We start from the raw sequence: 24,003 nt of genomic DNA, 5'->3' as shown, positions 1-24,003 counted from the left end.
GCCAGGCCCGGCGACGGTGTCCGACCCGGCCGGGCAGCGCTTCTTCTTCGGCGCCCACGCGATCAACGGGCAGAGGGGGCGCGCGAGTCCGGCCGCGGGGAAGGTCGAGAGGACCTCGGCGCACGGCCCGGGGCATGTCCCGGCGTATGTCCCGAAAAGGCCGTGCCTGCTGCGGCAGCCGGCCCCGTCGGCGCGAGGCGGAGGGGGCGCGCATCCGGGCGAGGGGGCCCTCGCGCCGCCGTAACCCCCGGGCAGGGCCCGCGGGTTACGGCGCCCGCAACGGCTACCGCACCGGCAGGTGGTACGCCAGGCGGTACCGGTCGGCCGGGACGACGACGTCCGCGGTCTCCACGGCCCGGCCGGACGCGAAGTACGTGCGCCCGATCACCAGCACCACGTGCCCCGGGACCCCCCCGAGCAGCAGGCTCTCCGCCGCCAGGCCGGGCCGCGCGCCGACCTCCTCCACCACGTTGTCCACGACCACGTCGATGGCGGCCATCCGGTCCACCACCCCGGACCCGCCCAGCGGCCCCTCCTCGGGAAGCATCACCGGGCTCCGGCCGGTCACGGCGAGCGGCTCCCACGAGGTCGACAGCATCATCGCCTCGCCCGCGTCGCGGAAGACGTACCGCGTCCGCATCACGCGCGCGCCCGGCTCGACGCCGAGCCGCTCCGCGATGTCCGCCGGGGCGTCGACCTGTTCACTGCTGGAGTCCCACGTACCCCGCGCGCCCACCTCCGCCTGCTCCTGCCGGAAGGGGGTCGAGGCCCCGCCCGTGCGGTAGCCGGAGCGGGCGACGCGCCGCGGGACGGGCTGTTCGCGCACGTACGTCCCGGACCCGGACCGGCCCTCGACCAGGCCCTCCGCCATGAGGACCTTGCGCGCCTCCAGGGCCACGGTGTCGGAGACCCCGTACTCCTCGCGGATCCGGGCCTGTGAAGGCAGCCGGGCGTGCGGAGGCAGGGACCCATCGACGATCTTCTGTCGCAGATCCCCGGCGACGCGCAGATAGGCCGGCTGCTCGCCGAAAGTCACTGGCCACTCCCATCAGGTTGACAGACAGCTACAGCCTGGCAACCGACGGTATTACACCGCAAGCAAGGGCCAGAGTTTCACCCGAAGTGATGAAGCCAGGTCACTCAAACCCACGCGTTCAGGGACACCGCCGCACGTTACCCCGCGTGACGATCACGCGGCCTCCACGGACGGCCTCCGGCTCGGACCGGGCGAGGTGCCCGGCGGGTCCGGCGCGTCCCCCTCGGACTCCTCCAGCCACTCCGGAACGGTCGTCGACAGCCCGTACGCCCCCCGCAGTGTCTTCTCCGGCTCGACGGGCAGCTCGGCGAGCGCCCGGTCCCACGCGTCGGCGAACCCGTCCCCGGTCGTCTCGCCCACCGCCTTGCGCCACTGCTTGCGCGCCGCCTCGACCCGCTCCCGCTGCACCCCCGCCGGCCCGGCCAGTTCGGGGCGCGCCTTCGCCCCGTCCAGCATCCGCGACTCGTCGGCCAGCGCCTGCTCCACGTCCCGCGCCCACGCCCGGTACTCGTCCAGCGCGTCGTCGACGTCCGCGTCGGGCGAGCGGGCCAGCACCAGCTCGGTCTCGTTCATGGCGTGCAGGAAGGTCACCTGCTCCGGCTTCAGCATCGCGGCGTCGTTGCGCAGGCTGCCCCGGTGCTCCTGCTCCGCCGTGCCGATCACGCACAGGACCCGCCGGTCGCCGTCGCCCCACGTCCCGCGCGAGGGCGCGAAGTAGAACATCTCCGCGTACGGGGGCAGCGCCCACGTGTCCATCGCGTACGCGTCCTGCGCCCGCCAGCAGGACTCCGTCACCGACTTCTTCAGCTCGTCCTCACCGGGGAACCGCGCGCCGCTCAGCGAGGTCGAGGAGGTGACCTCGGCGTCGTGCACCTGCGTACAGGCGATCCGGTACACGAAGGGGTCCTCGTCGAGCAGGTCCCCGCCGGGGACGTTGAAGCAGTCGCCGACACGCATCTCGCCGATGTCGGCGAGCTCGCCCTCGACGTCCTCGTACGGTTCCATAGCCCCCATCGCGCGGGCCCGTTCGAAGAGAGTGCCGGCGGCCCTCTCCACGGCGAAGACCATGACCGCGGTCATCACCAGCGAGAGCACCAGGCCGCACACGGCGAGCGCCTTGCCCCGCTCGCCCTTCCTCGCGATCTGCACGAGGGCCACGACCGCGAAGACGACGCCCAGCGGCGGGAAGCACAGCAGCCCGACGAGCAGCGAGGCGAGCGCGAAGCCGTTGAGCGCGGGCGGGCCGTACGGGTACCCGTACGGCGGCGGGGTCGGCGGCGGGGCGGGCCAGACGTGCGGGGGCTGGTGGGTCACGGGGTGGGGTGCTCCATCAAGGCATGGCGGTGGCGGCGACGGAAGCGTTCGCTCAGGGCTATGAGCGAACGAATGCGCGAATAGTACGCAGCGGGGGCGGCCGCCGAAACGGTCGCCCCCGCGCTTCACCGCCCCCTCACTTCACGGCGCGGTCCGTGCCGCCTTCCGTGCCCTGCTCCGCTCCGCTCAGAACTGGAGCGCCCAGGAGTCGATCTTTCCGGTGTCGATGTTCGCGAGGTCCGCGACCCGCAGCTTCCACACGCCGTTGGCCACCTCGGCCGAGGCGTTCACCGTGAAGGTCTGGATGATGTTGTCCGCGCTGCCGCCGGTGCGGTTGCGCAGGTTGTAGACGGTGCCGTCGGGGGCGACGAGGTCGACCCGCAGGTCACCGACGTAGGTGTGCTTGATGTCGACCGGGACGCTCAGCGTGGCCGGGGCGTTGCCGGAGATCCCGCTGACGGTGATCGGCGACTCGACGGTGGCGTTGTCGTTGACCGCGTAGTCCGCGGTGTTCTCGAAGCGGGTGCCCGGGTTCGGCGGTGTGGTGGAGTTCCCGACGTTGAGCAGGCGGTTCGGGGAGCCGGTGCCGGGGCTGGTCACGACGTTCGGCGTGGCCGCGTTGACCAGGGCCGTGGCGACCTGGGCCGGAGTGGCCGTCGGGTTGGCCGCGAGGTGGAGCGCGGCGGCGCCGACGACGTGCGGGGTCGCCATCGAGGTGCCCGAGATGGTGTTCGTGGCGGTGTCGCCGGTGCCCCACGAGGAGGTGATGCTCGAGCCGGGGGCGAAGAGGTCCAGGACCGTGCCGTAGTTGGAGTAGCTCGCCTTGGCGTCGCTGCTGGTCGTGGCGCCGACGGTGATCGCCTCGGTCACGCGCGCCGGGGACTTGGTGCTCGCGTTGGTGGACTCGTTGCCCGCGGCGACGCCGTAAGTGATGCCGCTGGCTATGGAGTTGCGCACGGCGGTGTCGAGCGCGGAGTCCGCGCTGCCGCCGAGGGACATGTTCGCCACGGCCGGCTTGACGGCGTGCTGGGTCACCCAGTCGATGCCGGCGACGACCTGGGCGGTCGTACCGGAGCCGCTGTTGTCGAGCACGCGCACGCCGACGATCTTCGCCTTCTTGGCCACGCCGTACGAGGTGCCCGCGACGGTGCCGGCGACGTGCGTGCCGTGGCCGTGGCCGTCCTGCGCGGTGTTGTCGTTGTCGATGGCGTCGTAGCCGTAGGAGGCGCGGCCGGCGAGGTCCTGGTGGGTGATGCGGACGCCGGTGTCGATGATGTAGGCGGTGACGCCCTCGCCGGCCTTGTCCGGGTAGGTGTAGCTCTGGTTCAGCGGGAGGGCGCTCTGGTCGATGCGGTCCAGGCCCCAGGACGGCGGGTTGGGCTGGGTGGCGTCGACGGTGAAGACGCGGTTCTGCACGACCGACTTGACGGCGGGGTCGGCGGCGAGCTTCCTGGCCTGCGCCTCGGAGACCTCGACGGAGTAGCCGTTGAGGGCGGCGCTGTAGGTCCGGTCGATCCTCGCGCCGTACCGCTTGGCGACGGCCTTCCCGCTCTCGGCGGTGGAGCGGGCGGCGGAGTCGTTCAGGGTCACGATGTAGCTGCCGGAGACGGTGCCCACGGCACCGGCGTTCTCGATGACGCCCTGAGGGGCGTCCGAGGCCGCCGAGGCGGGTAACGCGGCGGCGACGCCGAGTGCGAGGGCCACGGTGGCGCTCGCGCCGATGCCGGCGATCTTCCGGCGGGTGTGACGCATCACGGACATGTGAGGGTCCTCCTCATAGGTGGTGCGCTGCGGGGGGTGCGCGGCTGTCCCGGCCGAGAGGTTTAGTCATGGCCATGACAATGCGCATGGCGAGGCAGCCATGCGGCATTCGACCCAACAGGCCGCCGCTCCTGAAAGGTTGACCCACCGCCTCGGCTCCCCACAAGAGGACAGCGGGCGCGTAACATCCGTGCCATACGCAAGCCATGAACGAGCAAAGGCGTTCCGCACATGACGCACGCACTCCCCGGCTACGTCTGCTCCGAGGACGGCACGCTCGCGGACGTCCGGACGGCGCCCTGGTGCTGCCCGGTCTGCGGCGGACCGTGGGACCTCGACTTCACCCCCGATCCGGCCGCCCCCCTGGAACCGGCGGCCGGGCCCAACTCCCTCTGGCGGTACGGCCCGGCGCTGCCGCTGCCCGGCGCGTACTCCGTGTCCCTGGCGGAGGGGAACACCCCGCTGGTGCCGCTGGCGGAGCGCGTGCACGCCAAACTCGACTTCCTGATGCCCACGCTGTCGTTCAAGGACCGGGGCGCGGTGATGCTCGCGGAGCTCGCGCGACGGCTGGGCCCCCGGCGGGTGGTGGCGGACAGCAGCGGCAACGCGGGGACGGCGTTCGCGGCGTACTGCGCGCGGGCCGGCCTCACGTGCGAGGTCTTCGTGCCGGAGGGCACCTCGCCGAAGAAGACGGAGCAGATGCGCGCGCACGGCGCGACGGTCCGGGTGGTGCCGGGCGGCCGCGAGGCGGCGGCGGTGGCGGCACGCGAGGCGGCCGACCTCCCCGGGGTCTTCTACGCCAGCCACGTCTTCAACCCGTACTTCCTGCACGGCACCAAGACCTACGTCTACGAGGTGTGGGAGGCGCTGGGCGGCCACCTCCCCGAGGTGCTGGTGGTCCCCGTCGGCAACGGCACGCTGCTGCTCGGCGCCGCACTGGCGACGGAGGAGCTGGCCCGCCGCGGGGTCCGCCCGCCGGCGCTGATCGCCGTCCAGTCGGCGGCGGTCGCCCCGCTGGCCTCGGCCTTCCACGCGGGCGCCGAGGAGGCCGAAGCGGTCCCCCAGCTCCCGACGGTGGCCGAGGGCATCGCCATCCCGGCCCCGCCGCGCGCCCGGCAGATCCTGGCGGCCGTCCGCAAGTCCGGCGGCACCTTCCTGACCGTCCCGGACGACCGCGTCCGCGAAGCCCAGCTCGACCTGGCCCGGCGCGGCCTCTTCGTGGAACCGACCGCCGCCGCCTGCTGGGCCGCGGTCGGCCCCGGCGCGCCCGGCAACCCCCTCCACGAGCGCACCGCGGTGCTCCCCCTGTGCGGCGCGGGCGCCAAGTCGGGTCTGGCCGCGCCCGAGGCGTGACCGGCCGGCCCACCCGATGTGTGCAACGGCCAACGACATAGGCTCCGCGTCATGCCCACCTCAACGACCCGCGTCTGGATCGCCCTCGCCCTCGTCTACGTCGTCTGGGGTTCGACCTACCTCGGCATCCGGATCGTCGTCGAGACCATGCCCCCCTTCTTCTCCGCCGGGGCCCGCTTCCTCACCGCCGGCGCCCTGCTCGCCGGCATCGTCGCCTGGCGCCGCGGACCGGCCGCGCTCAAAGCCACCCGCGCCCAGGTGGCCTCCGCCGCCCTCGTCGGCCTGCTCCTGATCCTCGGCGGCAACGGCCTCGTCGTCCTCGCCGAGACCACGGTGCCCTCCGGCCTGGCCGCCCTCCTGGTCGCCGCCGTACCGATGTGGCTGGTCCTCCTGCGCGCCGGCTCCGGCGACCGCCCCTCGCCCCGCACCCTGACCGGGGTGCTGCTGGGCCTGGGCGGGCTCGCCGTCCTGACCAGCCCGGGCCTCGGCGGCGAGATCGAGCTCGGCGGGGTGCTCCTGGTGCTCTGCGCCTCGGTGCTCTGGGCGCTCGGCTCGTTCTCGACGGGCAAGCTGAACCTGCCCGCCGACCCCTTCACCGGCAGCGCGTACCAGATGCTCGCGGGCGGGGCCGCCGGGATCCTCGTCGGGCTGTGCCGCGGCGAGCAGCACGGCCTGGACCTCACCTCGTACCCCACCACCGCTTGGCTGGCCCTCGGCTACCTCGTGCTGTTCGGCTCGCTCGTCGGTTTCACCGCGTACGTCTGGCTCCTGCGGGCGGCCCCGCTCTCGCTGGTGGCCACGTACGCCTACGTGAATCCGGTCGTGGCCGTAGCCCTCGGCTGGCTCATCCTCGACGAGGCCCTGACCTGGCCGATCCTGCTCGGCGGCGCGATCGTCGTGGCGGCGGTGTGCGTGATCGTGAGCACGGAACGCCGCACCTGACCGGCGCCGCCGCGCCCGGCCCCGGCTCTCAGCTCTTCGCGGCCCGCTCGTACAGCGCCTTGGCGCGCCCGTCGAAGAGCGCGGCCGTCGAGTCCACGTCCGTGTCCCCGCCGCTGAGGACCCCGATCAGCTGCCCCGGCCGCCCCGGCCCGCCCCGGTCGGCGATCCACGGGCTGCCGCTGGTCCCCGTCCAGAAACCGGAGCAGTTGATGTAGAGCATGGCGGGGTCGTCCTCGTCGTGACGGCTCTGCGTCGTACAGGCGACGGGCTTGTTCTCGGGGTTGTGCTGCGATTCCGGGTAGCCGACGACGGTCACCTCGCGGTCGTAGCCGGAGGTCCAGGCGGGTTTGGCCGCCTCGTCGCGTCCGACGACCTCCTGCAGGCTCCGTCCGTCCGCGTCCGGTTCGACGGCGAGGAAGGCGAAGTCGGCGGTGTCCTCGCCCCACTTCGTCCAGCGCTCGTCGACCTGGACGGAACGCACCTTCCACACCCCGAGCGGGTGCTTCCCGGAGCCCTCCCCGGAGAAGGCGGGGGCGAAGGCGAGCTCTCCGATGGCCAGCCCGTCGTGCGCGACCTCGCCCGGCTGCCCGTCCTCGCCGGCGGGGGCCACGCAGTGCGCGGCCGTGGCGACGACGTTGCCCTGCGGGCTGTCGACGACGCTGGCGGTGCACCAGTGCTCGCCGTTGGCCATGAGCACCCCGACGGTGGGGAAGGGGAGCACGTGCCGGTCCTCGTAGCCGTCGGCGTTCTTGACGAACACCACGGCCAGCACCGCGGCGACCCCGGCGACCGCGGCGGAGGCGATCCCCTTGGCCCCCGCGCTCATCGCGGGGCGGCCCCGCTCGCGCTTGCGTCCCCGGCCGGCCGCTGCTTCGGCGTCGGTGCGGACATCACTTTGCTGATCCACTCCAGTGCGCCCTCCCGCATCCCGCGTACGTACGACTTCCCGTTGTGCTCACCATCCTGGATCACCTGCAGCGTGGTGTGCACGGGACCCTTGCCGTAGTTCTTCATGAACTGCTCGGCCTTCTCCCGGCCGCTCTCCTTGGTGCCGATCTGGAAGTTGACGTAGACGTCCGGGCCACCCGCCTTGATCAGCTTCTCGGCGAGCTTCTCGGGGTTGTTCTCGTCCATGGCCTGCGTGTTCCCCTTCCACAGCGGGGAATCGGGGACGATGTCGACCCCGCTCGCGATGGCCGCCTTGAAGCGGTCGGGGTACTTCAGGACGTGCTTGAAGGCGCCGAATCCACCCGCCGACGAGCCCATGAAGGCCCAGCCGTCGCGGGAGGTGAAGGTCCGGAAATTGGCCTTCGCGAAATCCGGGACGTCTTCGACCATCCAGGTGCCCATCTTGGGCTCTCCGGGAATGTCCGAGGCGTCGAAGTGGTGCTTGGTATCGGCGTTGTGCACCGGCATGATCAGGATGAACGGCAGGTTCGTACCTGCCTTCACCCCGTCGCTCACGGCCTTCTGGAGGCCGAGCCCGGGGCCCGTCCCCCAGTAGTTCGTGGGGTAGCCGCGGCCGCCGGGGAGCGAGATCAGGACCGGGAAGGCGCTCTCGGCGTACGCCGGGTCGTCGTACTCCTTCGGCACCCACACCCATACGTCACCCGTGAAGCCGGACTTCGCGCCGGTCAGGGTGGTCCGGGCGATCTGCGTGCCGTCCGGCAGCCGGGAGGTGCGCAGGAACTCGGACTTCGGCCCGGTCGGCATGCTCACGCCTGGTCTGACGTCGGAGGCGGTGGAGGCCGCGGTCCGGGACTTCCCGAAGGAGACGGGATCGCCTATGCCCGAGAAGAGGCCGTAGTGGTACGCGGCCCCGCCGCCGGCCGCGAGGGTGAGGCCGAGCCCCCCACCGATCAGGATCAGGCGCAGGCGGCGCCTGGGGCGGCGGCCGCCGCCGTCGGTGGCGCCGGCGCCCTCGCTCTTGGCACTGCCGCCCCCGGTCGTGGCGCTGCCGTCACCCTGCTGGTCTTGGTGCACGGAATGTTCCCGTTCTTCTCCGGCGCCCCCGCGCGAACGCGGGTTGGACCGATCGGTCGCCCTTACATCCTTAACAGAGGTATGAACGACCGGCTGGGTTGCCTGGGACGGGCGGACGTGGCGAGGGCCACCCGGGTGACGCGCGGAGCCCGCCGGAGCGGCCGGAGCGGGCCGGTCAGCCGACTTCGGGCTTCGGCCCCTTCAGGACCTTGCTGATCCACTCCAGCGAGCCTTCCTTCATGCCGCGCACGTAGTGCCAGCCGTTGTGCTCGCCGTTCTGGATGTCGCGGATGGTCATCTTGACCGGGCCCTTGGCGTACTTCTCCTGGAACTGCGTCATCCGCTGCTTGCCGCTCTCCTTCGTCCCGATCTGGAAGTTGATGTAGACCTCGGGGCCGCCCGAGTCGATCAGCTTCTGGGCCAGCTTCTCGGGGTTGTTCGCATCCATCTCCGCCTGGTGGCCCTTCCAGAAGGGGGAGTCGGGAACGATCTCGCCGCCGCTGGCGATCACGGCCTTGAACCTGTCCGGGTGCTGGAGGACCTGCTTCATGCCGACGAAGGCGCCGGAGGAGGAGCCCATGAAGGCCCAGCCGTCACGGGACTTGTACGTACGGAAGTTGGCGCGGGTGAAGTCCGGGACGTCCTCGGCGATCCAGGTGCCCATCTTGGGCTGGCCGGGGATGTCGGAGCCGTCGTAGTAGTACTTCGCGTCCGGGTTCAGCACCGGCATGATCACGATGAAGGGCAGGCTCGTACCGGCCTGGACGCCCTCGCTGATGGCCTTCTGGAGGCCGAGGCTGCGGTCGGACCAGTAGTTGGACGGGTAGCCGTTGCCGCCGGGGAGCGCGATGAGGACCGGGAAGCCGCTCTTGGCGTACTTCGGGTCGCCGTACTCCTTCGGCGTCCACACCCATACGTCGCCCTCGAAGCCGGACTTGGCGCCCGCGAGGCGGGTCTTGGCGATGATCGTGCCGTCGTCCAGCTTGGTGGTCTGCTTGAACTCGGCCTTCGGGCCGGTCTCCAGCTGTACGTCGGGGTCTCCGGTCGGCGTGGGCGAGCTCTTCGGGGCCTCGTCCGGGGTCTTCTCCGCGGTGTCCGTGCCGGCGGCCGGCGGGGTCTTGCCGAAGCTCACCGTGGAGCCGTTGCCGGAGAACCAGTCCAGCTTCCAGGCGGCGAACCCGCCACCGCCGAGGAGGAGCGCGAAGGCGACGGCCGCGCCGATCCACACCGTGCGGCGGGAGCGCCGGCGGCCGGGGCCGGCGGGGGGCTCGGATATGTGCGGGGGGACGTACGGGCCCTGCGGCGACTGCCGGTGTTCCCGCGCGGGCGGGTACTGCGGGTCCTGCTGCTCCTGCGGGTCCTGCCGGTCTTGCCGGTCCTGCTGGTACGGCTCGTCATCGGGCCGCGGGCGCTGCGGGTTCTGGTGCACGAACTTCGCTCCGTACGGTCATGACTGCCCCCCGGTGGGACAGAACGAACTGGGATCCCCCTAGTCCTGATGTGTGAATCCCCCGAACAGTTCCAAAACAGCGCAAAGACCGGCCCTGAATCTCAGGCGTCCGGAACCGGGCCCACTGGAATCACCTCAGGCCGTCGAGTGCCCGCGCACACCGCCCGAGCAGCCGGATCAGCAACTCCCGCTCCTCCCCGGTGAACTCGGCGGCGAGCGCCCGCTCCACCGCGACCGCCCCCGCGTCGGCCACCTCCATCACGGAGCGCCCCTCGCCGGTGAGCCGGGTCTCCAGGACGTTGCGGTGCAGTTCGTGCGGGGTCCGCTCGATGAGCCCGCGCTCCTGGAGGTTCTTCAGCACGGTGTTCATCGTCGGCGGCGTCACCCCGCACAGGCGCGCGAGCGCGGCGGCGGAGATCCCGGGCTTCTCGGAGAGCCAGAGCAGCGCGGCGTACTGCGGAACCGTTACTGCGGCCGGCTTCACCGCCGTGTTCTTGGCCCCGAGGAGCGCCTGCTCGGCGCGCTTGATGTGGGAGCCGATGCGCTCCTCGGCGGGCATGGAGGTCATTCCCGCATCATAAAGCCCTTGCGGGCATTAGAGCCCTAACTTATCTTCGTGTACACCTACACCGAAGAGGACATCCGATGATGAAGAAGCTCCTGCCCTCCGCCCTGCTCACCCTCACCACCACCCTCGCCCTCGGCGCGGCCCCGGCAGCCGCCCAGGCCTCGGCGGGCCAGGGCTCGACAGGCCGGGCCGCGCCCGGTCAGGCAGCGGACAGCCGCGGCTCGCACGCGCGGATCTCCACGGCGTTCACCCTCCCCGGCGCGAAGGTCTTCCCGGAAGGCATAGCCGCCGACCCCCGCACCGGCACGGTCTACGTCGGCTCGTACACGGACGGCACCATCTACCGGGCCCGCTCCGGCGGGCGCGCGGCGGAGGTCTTCCTGCCCGCGGGCACCGACGGCCGCCACACCGCGAACGGGCTGCGGGTCGACGCGCGGGGCAGGCTCTGGGTGACCGATTCCACCTCGGGCGTCTCGGTGTACGACACCCGCTCGGGGGCCCGCCTGGCCCACTTCGAGATCCCCGGCAGCGACCCGCGCTTCCTCAACGACCTCGCCGTCACCCCGGACGGCACCGCGTACCTCACCGACAGCGTCCGCGCGGTGGTCTACCGGGTGACCCCGGCCCAGCTCGCCGCCGGCTCCGGCCCGCTGCTGCCCGCGTACGACCTGAGCGGGCGGCTCACCCCGTCGCCGGCGGGCAGCTTCAACCTCAACGGCATCGCCGCGGACCCGGCCGGCCGCTTCCTGCTCACCGTCGACATGACGGCGGGCGATCTGTTCCGCATCGACCTCCGCTCGGGCGAGGTCTCCCGCACCATCCTGACCGGCGGCGACCTGAAGACCGCCGACGGCCTCGACCTGGCCCCCGGCGGCGTCCTGCGCGCGGCCCAGAACACGCGCAACACCCTGAGCCGCTGGCAGGTCTCGGCGGACGGCACCCGGGCCCGCCTGGTCCGCACGGTCACCGACGTCTCGCTCCAGATCCCGACCACCCTGGTCCAGGTGCCGGGCCGCACCCTGGTGGTCCGCTCCCAGTTCGACAAGGACGGCGGGCCCATGCCCTCCACCGGCGCCCCGACCGAGTTCACGGTCGCCTCGGTCCGCGGCCTCTGAGCCGCGTCCGGCCCGGCGCGGCGGGCCCGGCCGTCGGTCAGCCCCGCAGATAGGCCAGGACCGCGAGGACCCGGCGGTGGGACTCCTGCGCCGGGGGCAGGTCGAGCTTCATGAAGATGTTCCCGATGTGCTTGCCGACCGCCGCCTCGGAGACGGTGAGCCGGCGCGACACCTCGGCGTTGGAGTGGCCCTCGGCGATCAGCGCGAGGACCTCCCCCTCCCGGGCCGTCAGCCGCTCCAGCGGATCGCGCCGGCGGCTGATGAGCCGGCGTACGACCTCGGGGTCGACCACCGTCCCGCCGGCCGCCACCCGGGCGACCGCTTCGAGGAACTCCTCGACCTGCCCGACCCTGTCCTTGAGCAGGTACCCGACGGCCGTCCCGTCGCCGGAGTCGAGCAGCTCGGCGGCGTACGAGCGCTGCACGTACTGGGAGAGGACGAGGACGGGCAGGTCCGGCCGGATCCCGCGCAGCCGCACGGCCGCGCGCAGCCCCTCGTCGGTGTGGTCCGGGGGCATCCGCACGTCGGTGACGACGATGTCCGGCCGGTGCTCGGCGACGGCCGCCTCCAGCTCGTCCGCGTCGCCGACGGCGGCCACCGTGCGGTGCCCGAAGCGGGTGAGCAGGCCGACGAGGCCCTCGCGGAGCAGGACGGAGTCCTCGGCGAGGACGACGCGCAGCGACGTACGGCCGGGGCCGCCGGCCGCTACGGGAGCTTCGGTTCCACCGGAACGCTCGGGATGCAAGGGATCTCCACACGCAGCAGGGTCGGGCCTCCGGGAGGACTGGTCAGGGTCAGTCTGCCGTCCACGACCGACACCCGGTCGGCCAGTCCGGTCAGTCCGCTCCCCCGCGCCGCGTCCGCGCCGCCGCGGCCGTCGTCCGCGACCTCCACGGTGAGGCGCGTCCCGTCGTGGCGGCCGGTGACGGTGATCCGCTTCGCCCCGCTGTGCCGGGCCGCGTTGGCGAGGGCCTCGCTGACGAAGAAGTACCCGGCGGCCTCGGCCTGTTCGGGCAGCCGGCCGGGGAGGTCGAAGTCGGTGTCGACGGGGACCGGTGAGCGGTCGGCGACGTCGGCGACGGCGTCGGGCAGCCCCCGGTCGGTGAGGACCTGCGGGTGGATGCCGTGGATGAGCTCGCGCAGCGAGGTCAGCACCTGCCCGGCCTCGGCGTGCGCGGCGGCGAGCTGTCCGGCGAGCGGGCTGCCGGGCGGCACGTCGAGGCGGGCCAGGCCGAGGGTCATGGAGAGCGCGACGAGCCGCTGCTGGGCGCCGTCGTGCAGGTCCCGCTCGATGCGCCGGCGCTCGGCGTCGAAGGCGGCCGCCAGCCGGGCCCGGGAGCTGGTCAGCTCGGTGACCTTGACGGCGAGATCGGACCGGCCGGGGCTGAGCATCAGCCGGGCCAGGGCGGCGCGGGCGCTCGCCAGCACGCCGAGCCCGTAGAGGAGGAGGGGGAGCAGCAGCAGTCCGGCGGCGGCGCAGAGCAGGGCCACCGCGTAGCTGGTGATGCCGTGGAAGGCGAGGGGGTTGACCTGTTCCCCGTCGAGGGCGAGCAGGACGGGGGTGGCGATGAGGTTCGCGGGCACGAAGAGGGCGCCGCCGACGGCGAGCAGCTCCAACGGCCAAAGGACCGTGGCGGCGAGCAGCGCGTAGCCCAGTTCCCGCCAGGTCGCCGGCTCGCGGAAGCGGGTGCGCGCCCACGCCGTGAGCCCCGTACGGTCCGGATCGCGGTGCGGGTCGGGTACGGGCACGGGATCGACCAGCCGCAGCCGGCGGCGCTCCAGGGCCGCGAAGGGCACTCCGGCCAGTGCGAGCCCGGCCAGCAGCGGCAGCCCGACGAGGACGACGGACAGGACCGTCCCGAAGACGGCGAGCAGCAGCAGCACGGTGAACGTGAGGGCGCCGCTGAGGCCGCCGCCGAGCAGGTAGGCGGCGGCGCGCCAGGGTCGGGCGGAGCGCAGGTACCGGCCCGGGTCGGGGACGAGGAGGCATGGCGGCATGCGGCCACGGTAGGCGGCGGGCCGGGCGCCGCGCGGTAGTGCTGGCCCTACCTTCGGGACTCGCCCCTGCCCCGCTGACCGGGCGCGGGGGCGGCGGTTGGCTGGGGCCATGCTGAAAATCGCGTTGAGGTCGCTGCGGCGGCGCTGGGTGACACAGGTGGGAACGTTCGTGGCGGTGTCCCTCGGGGTCGCGCTGATGACCGTCATGGGGCTGGGGCTCGCGGCGTCGGCGTCGCTGCCGACGGGCGTCGAGGTGGCGGGCGTCAATTCGATGCTGGGCACGGCGGGCGGGGTCAGCTCGTTCGTCTCGGTGTTCGTGGTCGCGTCGACGTTCTCGTACGCCGTGGCACAGCGGCGGCGCGAGCTGGGGCTGCTGCGGCTGGCGGGGTCGACGCCCGGGCAGCTTCGGCGCCTCGTGATGGCGGAGGCGGCGGCCGTCGGCCTGGCCGGGGCCGCGCTGGGTCTCGTACTGGGCAGGGCGGGTGCGCCGCTGATGGCGCGGTGGACGGTGTCCAAGGGGCTGGCGCCCGCCTCGTACGTGATCGGGGACCAGACCTGGCCGCTGCACGCGGCGTTCTGGACCGGACTGCTGGTCGCGCTGTCGGGGGCGTACGCCGCCTCCCGCCGGGCCGGCCGGGTCGGTCCGCTGGAGGCGCTGCGCGAGGCCGCGACGGACGAGCGGCCGATGACCCCGGGCCGGTGGGCGGCCGGGGCCGGGCTGCTGCTGTTCGCGGTCGCCTTCGTCGGGTGGCGCCTCGGCTCCGACCCGGGCAGCCTGCTCAAGCGCAAGACGTACACCTGGCAGCCGATGCTGCTGATCTCCGCGTGCGGTCTGCTGGCGCCCGTGCTCGTACGGCCCGTCATACGGCTGCTGATGTGGCTCCCGGTCCGGCTGACCTCCTACGCGGGCCGGCTGGTGCGGGCGAACGCCTCGGCCGGGATCCGCCGGACGGCGGCGGTGGCGTCGCCGGTGCTGGTGATGGTCGCGCTGACCGGGTCGCTGATGGGCTCGGCCCTGACCCTGGGCGAGGCGAAGACGGTGGAGACCCGGACCCGGACGGGCGCGGACTGGGTGCTGACCGGCGGGCGGCTGCCGCAGCACCCGGACATCCCCGGCGCGGCCGCCCTGTCCGTGGCCGACACCGAGCTGACGGTGCTGGAGGAGGGCTACGTGAAGGTCCCGACGGAGGCTTCGGCGGTCGATCCGGCGGCGCTGGCGGAGGTCTCCCGGCTGCCGGTGGTGGCCGGGTCGGTCGCGGACCTGGACGACGGCGGCATCGTGGTGACCGAGGAGTGGTGGCAGCACACGGTCGGGGACTCCGTCCCCCTGTGGCTGGCGGACGGCACGGCCACGCATCTGCGCATCGTGGCCGTGATGCGGACCGGCACGGGCAACAACGGCGCCTACGTCACCCCGCGCAACGCCCCGGGCGCGCAGGTCTCCCGCATCGAGGTCAAGGCATCGGCGGGCCCGGCGGCCGCGGCCGCCTCGGTCCGCGAGGCGGCGGCCCGCTGGGACTCCGCGGTGCGCACGAAGGCCGACTGGGTGACGGCGACGCACCCCCGCACCAACCGCTTCACCGTCCTCGGCTTCGTCCTGGTCCTCGGCATCGCGCTGGTCTACACGGCGATCGCACTGGCCAACACCCTGCTGATGGCGACCTCCGACCGGGCCGGCGAACTGCGCCTGCTCCGCCTGGCCGGCGCCACCCGCTCCCAGGTGCTCGCCGTGACGACCGCCGAGTCCCTCCTGACGGCCGTGGTCGGCGCCCTCCTCGGCACGGCCGTCACGGCGCTCAACCTGGCCGGCATGCGCGCCGCCCTGGCCGTCCTCGGAGTCGACTCGCCGATCGTGGTCCCCTGGCTCCCGATGGCGGCGGTGGCCGCCGTCTGCACCACCCTGGCCACCCTCTGCACCCTCCTCCCGGCAGCCCACACCCTCCGCCGCCCCACCACGGCGCCGACGCCCTGACACGGAAATCCATGGTCGGGGTACAACCGCCCCCCGACCCGCGATCCCTGGAGGCGCCGGCACCGCTCCACGCATCTACGAGACCTGATCACCACTGACCGTCGGGGTCGGGGTCGGGGGGATGTTGTGGTTGAGGCGGAACAGGTTGCCCGGGTCGTAGCGCCGCTTGACCGCCGCCAGACGGTCGTAGTTCTGCCGGTAGTTGGCCCGGACCCGGTCCTGGCCCTGGTCGTCGTGGTCCATGAAGTTGACGTAGCCGCCCGCCAGGCAATGGGGCTCCAGCGCCGCGACGAACCTGCGCACCCAGTCCTTGTTCGCCTCGCACTCGGCACGCGTGGTGAGGGTCGGACTGAGGGCGGTCGCGAAATCGGCGTCACGGTAGGCGAACGCGGTCGCCTCCGGTGCCACCCGGTGGCAGGCGCCGTCGATCGGGAAGATCACGGTCGCGCTCTGGATGGAGGGGGTCGCGGCACCGTACTCGACGTACGCGTCGACGGCCCCGTCCGACAGTCCCTTGCTGAACGTGCCTTTCCAGTAGTGGAAGAGGCCCGCCGGCAGCAGTTCGTCGAAGAGGGTGTTGATCACGGGGTACGGCATGCGCCCCATGTGCCGGCCGATGACCGGGCCGAGGCGGTCGAGGCGGGCGCGCACCGCGTCGTCCTCCGCCTCGGGGCCGGTCCAGCAGGCGACCACGCCGAACAGGGGCCGTCCGTGCCAGCGTTCCGGCAGGAACGGGACCGGCGGACCCAGCCCCACGTAGCCCAGCAGGCCGAGCCGTTCCCCGGACTCGGCGACCAGGTCCCGGTAGCGGCGCAGGACATCGCCGTCGAGCGGGTAGAACGTGGGCCCGCCCAGGATGTCGGCCACGGGGTGCAGCCGGTAGGAGAAGGAGGTGACGACTCCGAAGTTGCCGCCTCCGCCGCGCAGCGCCCAGAAGAGGTCCGCATTCCGCTCCTCCGTACAGGTCAGGAAGGTTCCGTCGGCCGTGACGACATGTCGTGCATCGCGTTGTAGACCTTGCGCGCCTCGTCGTAGCCGGGGTCGCCGGGCTGGAGGATCTCGCCGTGCACGGCCTCGCGCAGCTGCCGCACGAGTGCGCCGTCCAAGGTGGGTGTGAAGGTGTTCATGGCTCCCACCGCCTTCCCTGCGGGTCTCCATCCCTTTGTAGGCGGAGGCAAGGTGGACCCTCATCGCCGAAAGAACCCATTTCGCCGAATCCCGGATGGGCCGAACAGCCCATCCGCCCTCCGGCCGGCCCGTCCGCCCCTCCCCTCACATCAGTCCGTGGGTGTACGCGTACGCGGTGGCGGCGGCCCGGGACGACACGTCGATCTTGGCGAAGATGTTGTTGAGATGGCGGCCCACGGTGTGCTCGCTGATGGTGAGCTCGGCGGCGATGGCCCGGTTGCTCCGCCCCGCCGCGACCAGGCGCAGCACGTCGACCTCCCGGGCGGTGAGCTGCCCCGGCAGCCGGAGCAGAGCAGCCGCCCTGCGGGCGTCGGGCACCGCGCCCAGCTTCTCGAACGCCGCGTGGGCGGCCCGCAGCTCCAGCCGGGCGCTCTCCTCGTCGCCGGCCACCCGCTCCGCGGCGGCCAGGGTCATGCGGACCTGCGCGACCTCGTACGGAACCCCGAGTTCCAGCCAGAGTTCCAGCGCGCGGTGCAGCAGTGGCAGCGCCCGCCCGGGGTCGCCCCGGGCGAAGGCGACCGCCCCGGCCGCGGCGGCCGCGGCCGCGTGCACCGGGGTGCGGTCGGACCGGCGGCGCCGCCGCCACTCTTGCGCGAGGCCCGTCAGCTCGTCCGCCGCCGCCCCGGCCCGGTCGAGCCGCCCCAGGGCGAGGGAGATCTCCGTCTGAGCCGCGAGCAGCCGTACGCGGCCGAGGACGCTTCGGCCCTCCGTACCGGACGCCAGGGCGACGTCCACCGCGGCCTCGGCGGCCGCGGCCCTGCCCTGGGCCAGCAGGAGCAGCGCGCGGCCCGGCTGCGGATCCAGGCCGAGCCCGTGGGCCCGGGCATAGGAGGTCTCGGCGGCCGCGAACTCTCCGCGCCTGCGCTGGATCTCCCCCACGAGGTACACCGCGCCCGCCGCGATCGACGCGTCCTGCGGCAGCAGCTCCTCGCAGGTCCGGACGGCCTCGGTGGCGGCCCGCGCCCACCCGCCGCGCAGCTCCAGCACCTCCACCCGGTGGACGCGGCACAGTCCCCGGAAGTTGTTCTCCTGCGGCATCGCGGCGCACCACGCCATGGCCGCGTCGGTCCATTCGGCGGCCCGCGCGAAGTCGGCGCAGGCCATGCACCTCATCAGGCCGAGGCAGTAGGTCCAGCCGGTGAAGAAGGCGCTGAGCTCACCCGCGGTGGCCGCGCAGATCGCTTCGTCGAGCAGTTCGAGCCCTTCGGCGACCCGGCCCCCGGCCACCAGTACGCCCGCCCGGGCGAGCCTGCTCAGGGCGAGCAGATCGGCGCTGCCGCAGCGCTCCGCGATCTCTCCCATCCCGCGCGCGTGGTCCGTCGCCGCACCGAAGTCCCCACGCTCCTGCGCCTCCTCGGCGTCGGCCCAGGCGATGTAACACTGCTCGACGCATTCCGGCTCGACGCCGAGCTGCTCGCGGGCCCGGTGCAGCCATCCGGCGGCCGAGGCGGTACGCCCGGCCAGCCGGTGCTCGTAGAACAGCATCCAGGCGCTGTACCCGGCCTGCCGCGCGTCGCCCCTGGCCGCATAGCCGGCGTACGCCTTCGTCCGGGCGGCGACGGACTCCTCGATGCGGCTGGTCCACCAGGCGGCGTCGGCGAGCGCGGCGTAATCGTCGGCGTCCAGCCGGCCGTGGTCGAGGGCGTCCAAGGCCCGATAGGCGTCACCCCACGCCTCCTGGGAGACGGCCTCCCTGGCCCGGCCGAGCGCGACCCCGCTCCACTCACCCACGGGCGACTCCCTTCACGCCCCTTCCACCAGCATAGGAGCGCCGCCCCCGAACGCTCAGCGGTCAGTAGTGGTACCGGGCCGCGAGGATGACGATCTCCTTGTCCGTGACCAGATAGACGAGGCGGTGCTCATCGTCGATCCGCCGCGACCAGGCGCCCGGCAGGTGATACTTCAGCGGCTCGGGCTTGCCGATTCCCGAGAACGGGTCACGCTTGACGTCCTCGACGAGCTTGTTGATCCGGGCGAGCGTCTTGCGGTCCTTCTTGAGCCAGGACGTGTAGTCCTCCCAGCCCTGATCCTCGAAGACGAGCCTCACGCGGCACCCGCACCAGCATCCGCCGAGTCCGGATCGATCAGCTCGCGCTCCGACACGTTGATGTTGGCCAGGGCGTTCTCGTACGCCTTGAGCAGCCGGCGGGCGTTCGCCGGAGAACGCAGCAGGTAGGAGCCTTCGCGCAGCGCCGCATAGTCCTCGGCCGAGACGAGTACGGCATTGCCGTGCTTGGAGACGATCTCGATGGCCTCGTGGTCGTCGTTGACCTTCTTGATCAACGGAAAGAGAGCCTTGCGGGCTTCGCTCGCAGTTATGGACATGACCTGACCTCTTCCCTCAAGTGGTACCTGATAACGTACCACTCCTCGCGCCCTCCCGGCCGGCCGAATGACTGATGGACGGCCGGACATCCCCAGCGCCATCCCGGCACGGGAATCAACAAGGGGCCGACTCCCGGAGGAGCGGAACGCGCACGACAACGCTCCCACCTGCGGAGACGCGACTTTGAGGCGTCCAGGTCAGCACAGGATCAGCACGTCGCCGCGCGCTCCTCGCACGCCGACGGAGGCTGGACCTCCAAGATCATCGCCGTCCCGCCCGCCACCGCGGTCTCGTACAACGTGATCCGGTCGCCCGGGCCGAGATGCCTCCACCGCGCCGCGGTCAGGGGCAGGAGCCGCACCGGAGCCCGAGCGCCGGGTGCGAGGTCACCAGCGAACTCGACCCACAGCCGGGCGATGTCCAGTTCACGCGCTCCGTCGTCCGTCCGGTTGCCGATGTCCCACATCGGCCGTAGCACCCCGGCTCCGGGAATCGGCGTACGCCGGAACGTCTCACCGGCCGGGCAGAGGGCCAGTTCGGCCCGGATGACACCCACGCGCACCTCAGCACCCCGCCACGAGCACCATTCCCGGCTCCGTTCGAGCCCCGGTATTCCGGCCGCGAGCTCCAGCTCCTCCCAGAAACCCGTCGGCGCGGTCCATCCGCGACCCAGCTCCTGGAGCAGGTCGAGCGCCACTTCCCACTCGTCGTGCGCGAGGTAGTCCCAGACATCGGAAACGGTGATGTCGTTGTCGGTGGCCACCCCTTCGGGCACCAGCAGCGAGGCGGCCTCGAGTATCCCGGCGACATCCATGCGCCGATTATGGATCAGCGGCACAACGCGCCCTCTTGACGGCCGCAATCGCTAGGGTTGGCTCATGACCGCACTGCCCGACTGGATGCGCCCGCCGCGCGCGGAAGGCTGGTTCGCGGAGGACCTGGACCGCCTCCCGGAAGCGCCGCGCCACACCGAGCTGATCGACGGAGCCCTCGTCTTCATGATGTCGCCCCAGCGCTGGTGGCACGGCCACCTCGTCACCATGCTGACAGTCGCACTCATGGAGCAGGTCCCCGCCGACACCAGAGTCGGCCGCGAGATGACGATCAAGCTCGACCCGCGCAACCGCCCCGAGCCGGACCTGCTGGTGACGACGGCCGAGTTCGACGCTGACCGCACCTGGTTCGCACCGGAGGACGTCCAGCTCGTCATCGAGGTCGTCTCCCCTGAGTCCGCCCACCGCGACCGGACCGTGAAACTTCGCAAGTACGCGGAGGCCGGCATCCCGCACTACTGGTGCATCGAGGACGAGGACGGGGCGCCGGTCGTGCACGTCTACGAGCTCGACGTACCGACCGGCACCTACGCGCCCGCCGGTATCTTCCGGGGCGCCCTCCAGCGCCCGGTGCCCTTCGAGATCAGCTTGGACCTCGACAAGCTCACGCCGCCCCGAAGCAGCTGAAAAAGTCATCGGCACCATGAGCAGTAGCCATGACCACCGACAGGTCGGCGGGGCCGCCGCCTGATGCCTGGCACCCTACTGCTCGACAGCGCAGGCCTCTCGAAGCTCTACCGCAAGGACCGCGCCGTCGTGGCCCTGGTCCAAGCGGCATCAGAGGAGGGCGTCCGCGTGGCCACAAGCGCCATGACCACCCTCGAGGCCGACTGCGAGCGCAGCCACCCCGCCCGCATCAAGTGGATTCTCTCCCGCGTCGACGTTCACGACGTCACCAAGGAGATCACCGACCAGGCCGCGGTCCTCCTGCGTACCCACCGTCTCCACGGCCACAAGTACGCCATCGCCGCCGCCGTCGCCGTCATCGCCCGCACCGCGCCCCAGCCGGTCACCGTCCTGACCTCCGATCCCGAGGACCTGACGCTCCTGTGCGGCCCCGCCGTAGAGGTCGTCAAGGTCTGAACGCCGGCCACAGTCGTACCGACCAGACCCGTCACCACCGCCTCAGCGCTTCGCGGGACGAGGACTCCACGCGGACAGACTCCTGTGCCCGACCCATCAACAAGCGGGCCGGGCACATTTCTTGATGGATCGTCAGATGTTGAAGCGGAATGTTCACAACAGCGCTCCCACCTGCGGAAACGCGCTCCCCACCGCTCCAAGTCAGCACAGAATCAGCACCGTCACAGAGACCGTCTCACGAAGATTCCGACTCGTCGCCCAGTGGCTCCACAGGAAGCCACGAGCGCCCAGCGACGGCCCGCCTCTTCACCTGAATGCCCCTGCCACGTTGCCCCCCATCCGCCCCGGCCATCGCATGAAGTGGGGAACACGAGCCCGCAAGGGGCCACCGGAAGGCAGGAAAGGGCGCTATGTACGTTCGCAGCATCTATGCAACGGGTGATCCAGCCAAGCTCGACGGGGTTGCCGAGGCGCTCCGAACCGAGGGGCGCGAGCTGCTGTCGGCGCAGCCGGGTTTTCGCGGGATGGGGCTGTTCGCCGACCGCGAGCTCGGCAAGCTCCTGGTGGGATCGTGGTGGGAGGACGAAGCCTCCCGGCAGGCCAGCTACGAGAACCTGAGCAAGCGGCGGGCCGAGCTGATGGCGCCCTTCGCGCAGACCATGACGGTCGACAACTGGGAAGCGGCGGTCGCCCGGCGCGCAGAGGCCCTCGGGCCCGGCGCGGGGTTCCGGCTGGTCCGCATGGACGTCGAGCCGACCGACATCGACCTGCTGGTGGACACGTTCCGCCACACCTCACTACCCAAGGTCCAGAAGATCCCCGGACTGGCCGGCATCTCCCTGCTCATCGACCGCGACCGGGGCAGAGCCGCTGTCGGCGCGCTTTACACCGACCGCGACGCACTTGTGGCATCGCGTGGCGCCGTCGCGGCGGTCCGCGGAGAGGTCACGGCCAAGGCCCGCGTGGCCACCCGCAGCCTCGAGGAATTCGAGGTGGTCCTCGCCACGGCGGTCCCCCACGCCTGAGTCGGCACGGGAATGCGGAAGGGGTCGAACTCGACAGAGTCCGACCCCTTCTGACCTGTACCCACGCGACGCGGCCGTAGCCGCTACCGTGAAGCCATGACCGCACTGCCCGACTGGATGCGCCCGCCGCGCGCGGAAGGCTGGTTCGCGGAGGACCTGGACCGCCTCCCCGAGGCACCCCGCCACACCGAGCTCATCGACGGAGCCCTCGTCTTCATGATGTCGCCACAGCGGTCCTGGCACGGCCGCCTCGTCACCGCCCTGACCACCACGCTCATGGCGCAGGCGCCGACCGGCTTCGAGGTCGAGCGGGAGATGACGATCCGCCTCGATGCCCGCAACCGCCCCGAGCCGGACCTTTTGCTGACGGACCTGCCCTATGACCCCGACCGCACCTGGTACGCCCCGGAGGACGTAAAGCTCGTCGTGGAGGCCGTATCCCCCGAGTCCGCCCACCGCGATCGCACAGTAAAACTTCGCAAGTACGCAGAGGCCGGCATTGCACACTACTGGTGCATCGAGGACGAGGGCGGGGCACCCGTCGTGCACGTCTACGAGCTCGACGAACCGACCGGCGTCTACGCGCCCGCCGGCATCTTCCGGGGCACCCTCCAACGTCCGGTGCCCTTCGAGATCAGCCTTGACCTCGACAAACTCACACCGCCACGAAGCAGCTGAAAAGTCAGCACCAAGTCAGCAGGGAAGGCAGAAGGGGTCGGACTCGCCAGAGTCCAACCCCTTCTGACGCGTAAATAGCAGCAGGTCAGGGTGGGTGTGGGCATGGCTGGGTCCCCGGTGGCCGTTGGTGGCTGCCGGGTGTCCGGTTCGGGGTCAGGCCGCGGTTTCCATCGGGTTGAGGGTGACGGTGTAGCCGAGCTGGTTGAGCTGGGTGATCGCGCGGCGGGTGGCCCGTTCGGGGTCGCGTTGGGTGAAGTAGGTTCCGCCGAGGTCGTTGTAGGGCTTGTGGTCGGTGAGCATGTGCCAGATCGCGGTGATGATTGAGTGTTCGACGGCGACCAGTGCCCTCATGGGGCCGCGGCGGGCGGTCAGGCGTTTGTAGCGGGCCCACAGATAGGTGTCCTTGGTGCGGGCGGCACCGAGGGCGGCCAGACCGAGGGCGCCTTTGAGATACGGGTTGCCGGGGCGGACTTTGGTGTTCTTGGTGCGGCCGGCGGACTCGTGGTGACCGGGGCAGACCCCGGCCCAGGAGGCGAGATGCTTGGCGGAGTCGAACCGGCTCATGTCGCCTCCGGTCTCCGCGATGATCACCTCGGCGACGGCCCGGTTGATTCCGGGGATGGTGTCGAGGAGGGCCAGTGCGGGACGAAAGGGCGCCATCGCCTCGTCGATCCGCTCTGTGAGCTGGTCGATCATGACGGTGAGCTGGTCGTAATGGTCCAGGTGGAGCCGGGTCAGGAAGGCGTGATGTTCACGGAAGCGTCCGGTGAGGGCCTCGGTGAGTTCGGGGATCTTGTTGCGAAGCTTGCGTTTGGCGAGCTCGGCCAGGACCTGTGGGACGTGCTCGCCGGCGATCAGGGCCTCCAGCATGGCCCGGCCGGAGACGCCCATGATGTCGGAGGCCACCGAGGAGAGTTTGATGCCGGTGTCCTCCAGCAGCTTCTCCAGGCGCTGGACGACCTGGCCGCGCTGGCGGGTGGCGGTTGTGCGGGTCCGGGTGAGGTCGCGTAGTTCCCGGACCGGTTCGGGAGGCACGAAGGAGGCCCGCAGCAGTCCGTGGGCGCCCAGTTGGGCCAGCCAGGCCGCGTCGGAGACGTCGGTCTTGCGGTCGGGGAGGTTCTTGGCCTGCCGGGCGTTGACCAGGATCACGTTCAAGCCCTCGGACAGCAGGTAGTAGAACGGCTTCCAATAGTCCGATGTCGCTTCCATCACCACCAGCGTGACGTCCGCGGCGAGCAGATGCTCGCGCAGTTCCAGGACCGCGTTCGTGGTGGCACCCCAGGTGGTCGTGCTGGTGGTGAAGGTGCCCCGGCGCCGCGTGCTGGGGGTGCGCACGCACACCTTCGCGTCCTTCTTGCTGATGTCCATGCCCGCACAG

At 71.8% G+C, this 24,003-nt stretch carries 24 protein-coding genes; 8 read left to right on the top strand and 16 right to left on the bottom strand.

Annotation, left to right across the window (positions count from 1 at the left end):
- Positions 1-283: 283 nt before the first annotated feature.
- From J7F03_RS13215 to J7F03_RS13205, 3 genes are all read right to left on the bottom strand, one after another.
- Entirely contained in the window at positions 284-1,036 is a 753-nt protein-coding gene (locus J7F03_RS13215; protein ID WP_214949104.1) for a GntR family transcriptional regulator, read from the bottom strand.
- A 153-nt stretch (positions 1,037-1,189) separates the two neighbouring features.
- Positions 1,190-2,350 carry a DUF4190 domain-containing protein gene (locus tag J7F03_RS13210; protein WP_214949101.1) on the bottom strand — a complete coding sequence of 387 codons (1,161 nt, stop codon included), beginning with the start codon at positions 2,348-2,350 and terminating at the stop codon, positions 1,190-1,192.
- Positions 2,351-2,536: 186 nt separating this feature from the next.
- Positions 2,537-4,111 (bottom strand): S8 family peptidase, encoded by a 1,575-nt coding sequence (locus J7F03_RS13205; protein WP_214949100.1) that lies wholly within the window; start codon positions 4,109-4,111, stop codon positions 2,537-2,539.
- A gap of 231 nt (positions 4,112-4,342) precedes the next feature.
- On the opposite strand from J7F03_RS13205, the gene J7F03_RS13200 reads away from it, so the two are divergent.
- Positions 4,343-5,464: a pyridoxal-phosphate dependent enzyme gene (locus tag J7F03_RS13200; protein ID WP_214949099.1), complete on the top strand. Its 1,122-nt coding sequence runs from the start codon at positions 4,343-4,345 to the stop codon at positions 5,462-5,464.
- 51 nt (positions 5,465-5,515) lie between these two features.
- Positions 5,516-6,406, top strand: a complete 891-nt coding sequence (locus J7F03_RS13195) for an EamA family transporter (RefSeq protein ID WP_214949098.1) — start codon at positions 5,516-5,518, stop codon at positions 6,404-6,406.
- Positions 6,407-6,434: 28 nt separating this feature from the next.
- Here J7F03_RS13195 and J7F03_RS13190 read toward each other — a convergent pair whose 3' ends face one another.
- The 4 genes from J7F03_RS13190 to J7F03_RS13175 form a co-directional block, all read right to left on the bottom strand.
- Positions 6,435-7,232 carry a serine protease gene (locus J7F03_RS13190; protein WP_214949097.1) on the bottom strand — a complete coding sequence of 266 codons (798 nt, stop codon included), beginning with the start codon at positions 7,230-7,232 and terminating at the stop codon, positions 6,435-6,437.
- A complete protein-coding gene (locus J7F03_RS13185) occupies positions 7,229-8,389 on the bottom strand; it encodes an alpha/beta hydrolase-fold protein (protein WP_308379444.1) in 1,161 nt (386 codons plus the stop codon). Before J7F03_RS13185 ends, J7F03_RS13190 begins: the two co-directional genes overlap by 4 nt.
- Positions 8,390-8,564: 175 nt before the next feature.
- Positions 8,565-9,665: an alpha/beta hydrolase-fold protein gene (locus J7F03_RS13180; RefSeq protein WP_214949430.1), complete on the bottom strand. Its 1,101-nt coding sequence runs from the start codon at positions 9,663-9,665 to the stop codon at positions 8,565-8,567.
- A 304-nt stretch (positions 9,666-9,969) separates the two neighbouring features.
- Positions 9,970-10,407, bottom strand: a complete 438-nt coding sequence (locus J7F03_RS13175; RefSeq protein ID WP_214949095.1) for a MarR family winged helix-turn-helix transcriptional regulator — start codon at positions 10,405-10,407, stop codon at positions 9,970-9,972.
- Between the two features lie 77 nt (positions 10,408-10,484).
- On the opposite strand from J7F03_RS13175, the gene J7F03_RS13170 reads away from it, so the two are divergent.
- Positions 10,485-11,522, top strand: coding sequence for an SMP-30/gluconolactonase/LRE family protein (locus J7F03_RS13170; RefSeq protein WP_251071853.1), 1,038 nt, complete (start codon positions 10,485-10,487; stop codon positions 11,520-11,522).
- A 37-nt stretch (positions 11,523-11,559) separates the two neighbouring features.
- On the opposite strand, the gene J7F03_RS13165 is transcribed toward J7F03_RS13170, so the two are convergent.
- Positions 11,560-12,201: a response regulator transcription factor gene (locus tag J7F03_RS13165; protein ID WP_214949428.1), complete on the bottom strand. Its 642-nt coding sequence runs from the start codon at positions 12,199-12,201 to the stop codon at positions 11,560-11,562.
- A gap of 26 nt (positions 12,202-12,227) precedes the next feature.
- Positions 12,228-13,520 carry a sensor histidine kinase gene (locus J7F03_RS13160; RefSeq protein WP_214949093.1) on the bottom strand — a complete coding sequence of 431 codons (1,293 nt, stop codon included), beginning with the start codon at positions 13,518-13,520 and terminating at the stop codon, positions 12,228-12,230.
- Positions 13,521-13,629: 109 nt separating this feature from the next.
- Here J7F03_RS13160 and J7F03_RS13155 point away from each other — a divergent pair, with 109 nt between their 5' ends.
- Positions 13,630-15,492 carry an FtsX-like permease family protein gene (locus J7F03_RS13155; RefSeq protein ID WP_214949092.1) on the top strand — a complete coding sequence of 621 codons (1,863 nt, stop codon included), beginning with the start codon at positions 13,630-13,632 and terminating at the stop codon, positions 15,490-15,492.
- 75 nt (positions 15,493-15,567) lie between these two features.
- Here the strand turns inward: J7F03_RS13155 and J7F03_RS42325 are convergent, their stop codons facing one another.
- From J7F03_RS42325 to J7F03_RS13130, 6 genes are all read right to left on the bottom strand, one after another.
- Positions 15,568-16,359: a BBE domain-containing protein gene (locus J7F03_RS42325; RefSeq protein ID WP_308379442.1), complete on the bottom strand. Its 792-nt coding sequence runs from the start codon at positions 16,357-16,359 to the stop codon at positions 15,568-15,570.
- A gap of 98 nt (positions 16,360-16,457) precedes the next feature.
- Positions 16,458-16,619, bottom strand: coding sequence for a hypothetical protein (locus tag J7F03_RS40985; RefSeq protein WP_251071852.1), 162 nt, complete (start codon positions 16,617-16,619; stop codon positions 16,458-16,460).
- A gap of 145 nt (positions 16,620-16,764) precedes the next feature.
- A complete protein-coding gene (locus J7F03_RS13145) occupies positions 16,765-18,411 on the bottom strand; it encodes a LuxR family transcriptional regulator (protein ID WP_214949090.1) in 1,647 nt (548 codons plus the stop codon).
- 61 nt (positions 18,412-18,472) lie between these two features.
- Positions 18,473-18,727, bottom strand: coding sequence for a Txe/YoeB family addiction module toxin (locus J7F03_RS13140; protein ID WP_214949089.1), 255 nt, complete (start codon positions 18,725-18,727; stop codon positions 18,473-18,475).
- Positions 18,724-19,005 carry a type II toxin-antitoxin system Phd/YefM family antitoxin gene (locus J7F03_RS13135; protein WP_214949088.1) on the bottom strand — a complete coding sequence of 94 codons (282 nt, stop codon included), beginning with the start codon at positions 19,003-19,005 and terminating at the stop codon, positions 18,724-18,726. Before J7F03_RS13135 ends, J7F03_RS13140 begins: the two co-directional genes overlap by 4 nt.
- Before the next feature lie 209 nt (positions 19,006-19,214).
- A complete protein-coding gene (locus J7F03_RS13130; protein ID WP_214949087.1) occupies positions 19,215-19,820 on the bottom strand; it encodes a hypothetical protein in 606 nt (201 codons plus the stop codon).
- 64 nt (positions 19,821-19,884) lie between these two features.
- On the opposite strand from J7F03_RS13130, the gene J7F03_RS13125 reads away from it, so the two are divergent.
- The 4 genes from J7F03_RS13125 (at position 19,885) to J7F03_RS13110 (ending at position 22,625) form a co-directional block, all read left to right on the top strand.
- The gene (locus tag J7F03_RS13125) at positions 19,885-20,466 is read left to right on the top strand and encodes a Uma2 family endonuclease (RefSeq protein ID WP_214949086.1); all 582 of its coding nucleotides are present in this window, start codon (positions 19,885-19,887) and stop codon (positions 20,464-20,466) included.
- Positions 20,467-20,529: 63 nt separating this feature from the next.
- Positions 20,530-20,922: a DNA-binding protein gene (locus J7F03_RS13120; RefSeq protein ID WP_214949085.1), complete on the top strand. Its 393-nt coding sequence runs from the start codon at positions 20,530-20,532 to the stop codon at positions 20,920-20,922.
- A gap of 410 nt (positions 20,923-21,332) precedes the next feature.
- Positions 21,333-21,947 carry an antibiotic biosynthesis monooxygenase gene (locus J7F03_RS13115; protein ID WP_214949080.1) on the top strand — a complete coding sequence of 205 codons (615 nt, stop codon included), beginning with the start codon at positions 21,333-21,335 and terminating at the stop codon, positions 21,945-21,947.
- Positions 21,948-22,043: 96 nt separating this feature from the next.
- The gene (locus J7F03_RS13110) at positions 22,044-22,625 is read left to right on the top strand and encodes a Uma2 family endonuclease (RefSeq protein ID WP_214949078.1); all 582 of its coding nucleotides are present in this window, start codon (positions 22,044-22,046) and stop codon (positions 22,623-22,625) included.
- Positions 22,626-22,778: 153 nt separating this feature from the next.
- Here J7F03_RS13110 and J7F03_RS13105 read toward each other — a convergent pair.
- A partial coding sequence (locus tag J7F03_RS13105) for an IS110 family transposase (protein ID WP_214949076.1) occupies positions 22,779-24,003 on the bottom strand: 1,225 nt, incomplete at its 5' end.

This window comes from Streptomyces sp. ISL-43 (assembly GCF_018614195.1).
In the GTDB taxonomy this organism is placed as follows: domain Bacteria; phylum Actinomycetota; class Actinomycetes; order Streptomycetales; family Streptomycetaceae; genus Streptomyces.
Note: the sequence above shows the minus strand (reverse complement) of the source record. Positions and strands in the feature narration are given on the sequence as shown.

What these genes read in the sequence shown, in the direction of transcription:
- J7F03_RS13205 (WP_214949100.1), bottom strand. Translation starts at nt 4,111, where the DNA reads ATGTCCGTGATGCGTCACACCCGCCGGAAGATCGCCGGCATCGGCGCG.
- J7F03_RS13200 (WP_214949099.1), top strand. Translation starts at nt 4,343, where the DNA reads ATGACGCACGCACTCCCCGGCTACGTCTGCTCCGAGGACGGCACGCTC.
- J7F03_RS13195 (WP_214949098.1), top strand. Translation starts at nt 5,516, where the DNA reads ATGCCCACCTCAACGACCCGCGTCTGGATCGCCCTCGCCCTCGTCTAC.
- J7F03_RS13190 (WP_214949097.1), bottom strand. Translation starts at nt 7,232, where the DNA reads ATGAGCGCGGGGGCCAAGGGGATCGCCTCCGCCGCGGTCGCCGGGGTC.
- J7F03_RS13175 (WP_214949095.1), bottom strand. Translation starts at nt 10,407, where the DNA reads ATGACCTCCATGCCCGCCGAGGAGCGCATCGGCTCCCACATCAAGCGC.
- J7F03_RS13170 (WP_251071853.1), top strand. Translation starts at nt 10,485, where the DNA reads ATGATGAAGAAGCTCCTGCCCTCCGCCCTGCTCACCCTCACCACCACC.
- J7F03_RS13160 (WP_214949093.1), bottom strand. Translation starts at nt 13,520, where the DNA reads ATGCCGCCATGCCTCCTCGTCCCCGACCCGGGCCGGTACCTGCGCTCC.
- J7F03_RS13155 (WP_214949092.1), top strand. Translation starts at nt 13,630, where the DNA reads ATGCTGAAAATCGCGTTGAGGTCGCTGCGGCGGCGCTGGGTGACACAG.
- J7F03_RS40985 (WP_251071852.1), bottom strand. Translation starts at nt 16,619, where the DNA reads ATGAACACCTTCACACCCACCTTGGACGGCGCACTCGTGCGGCAGCTG.
- J7F03_RS13135 (WP_214949088.1), bottom strand. Translation starts at nt 19,005, where the DNA reads ATGTCCATAACTGCGAGCGAAGCCCGCAAGGCTCTCTTTCCGTTGATC.
- J7F03_RS13130 (WP_214949087.1), bottom strand. Translation starts at nt 19,820, where the DNA reads ATGGATGTCGCCGGGATACTCGAGGCCGCCTCGCTGCTGGTGCCCGAA.
- J7F03_RS13125 (WP_214949086.1), top strand. Translation starts at nt 19,885, where the DNA reads ATGACCGCACTGCCCGACTGGATGCGCCCGCCGCGCGCGGAAGGCTGG.
- J7F03_RS13120 (WP_214949085.1), top strand. Translation starts at nt 20,530, where the DNA reads ATGCCTGGCACCCTACTGCTCGACAGCGCAGGCCTCTCGAAGCTCTAC.
- J7F03_RS13115 (WP_214949080.1), top strand. Translation starts at nt 21,333, where the DNA reads ATGTACGTTCGCAGCATCTATGCAACGGGTGATCCAGCCAAGCTCGAC.
- J7F03_RS13110 (WP_214949078.1), top strand. Translation starts at nt 22,044, where the DNA reads ATGACCGCACTGCCCGACTGGATGCGCCCGCCGCGCGCGGAAGGCTGG.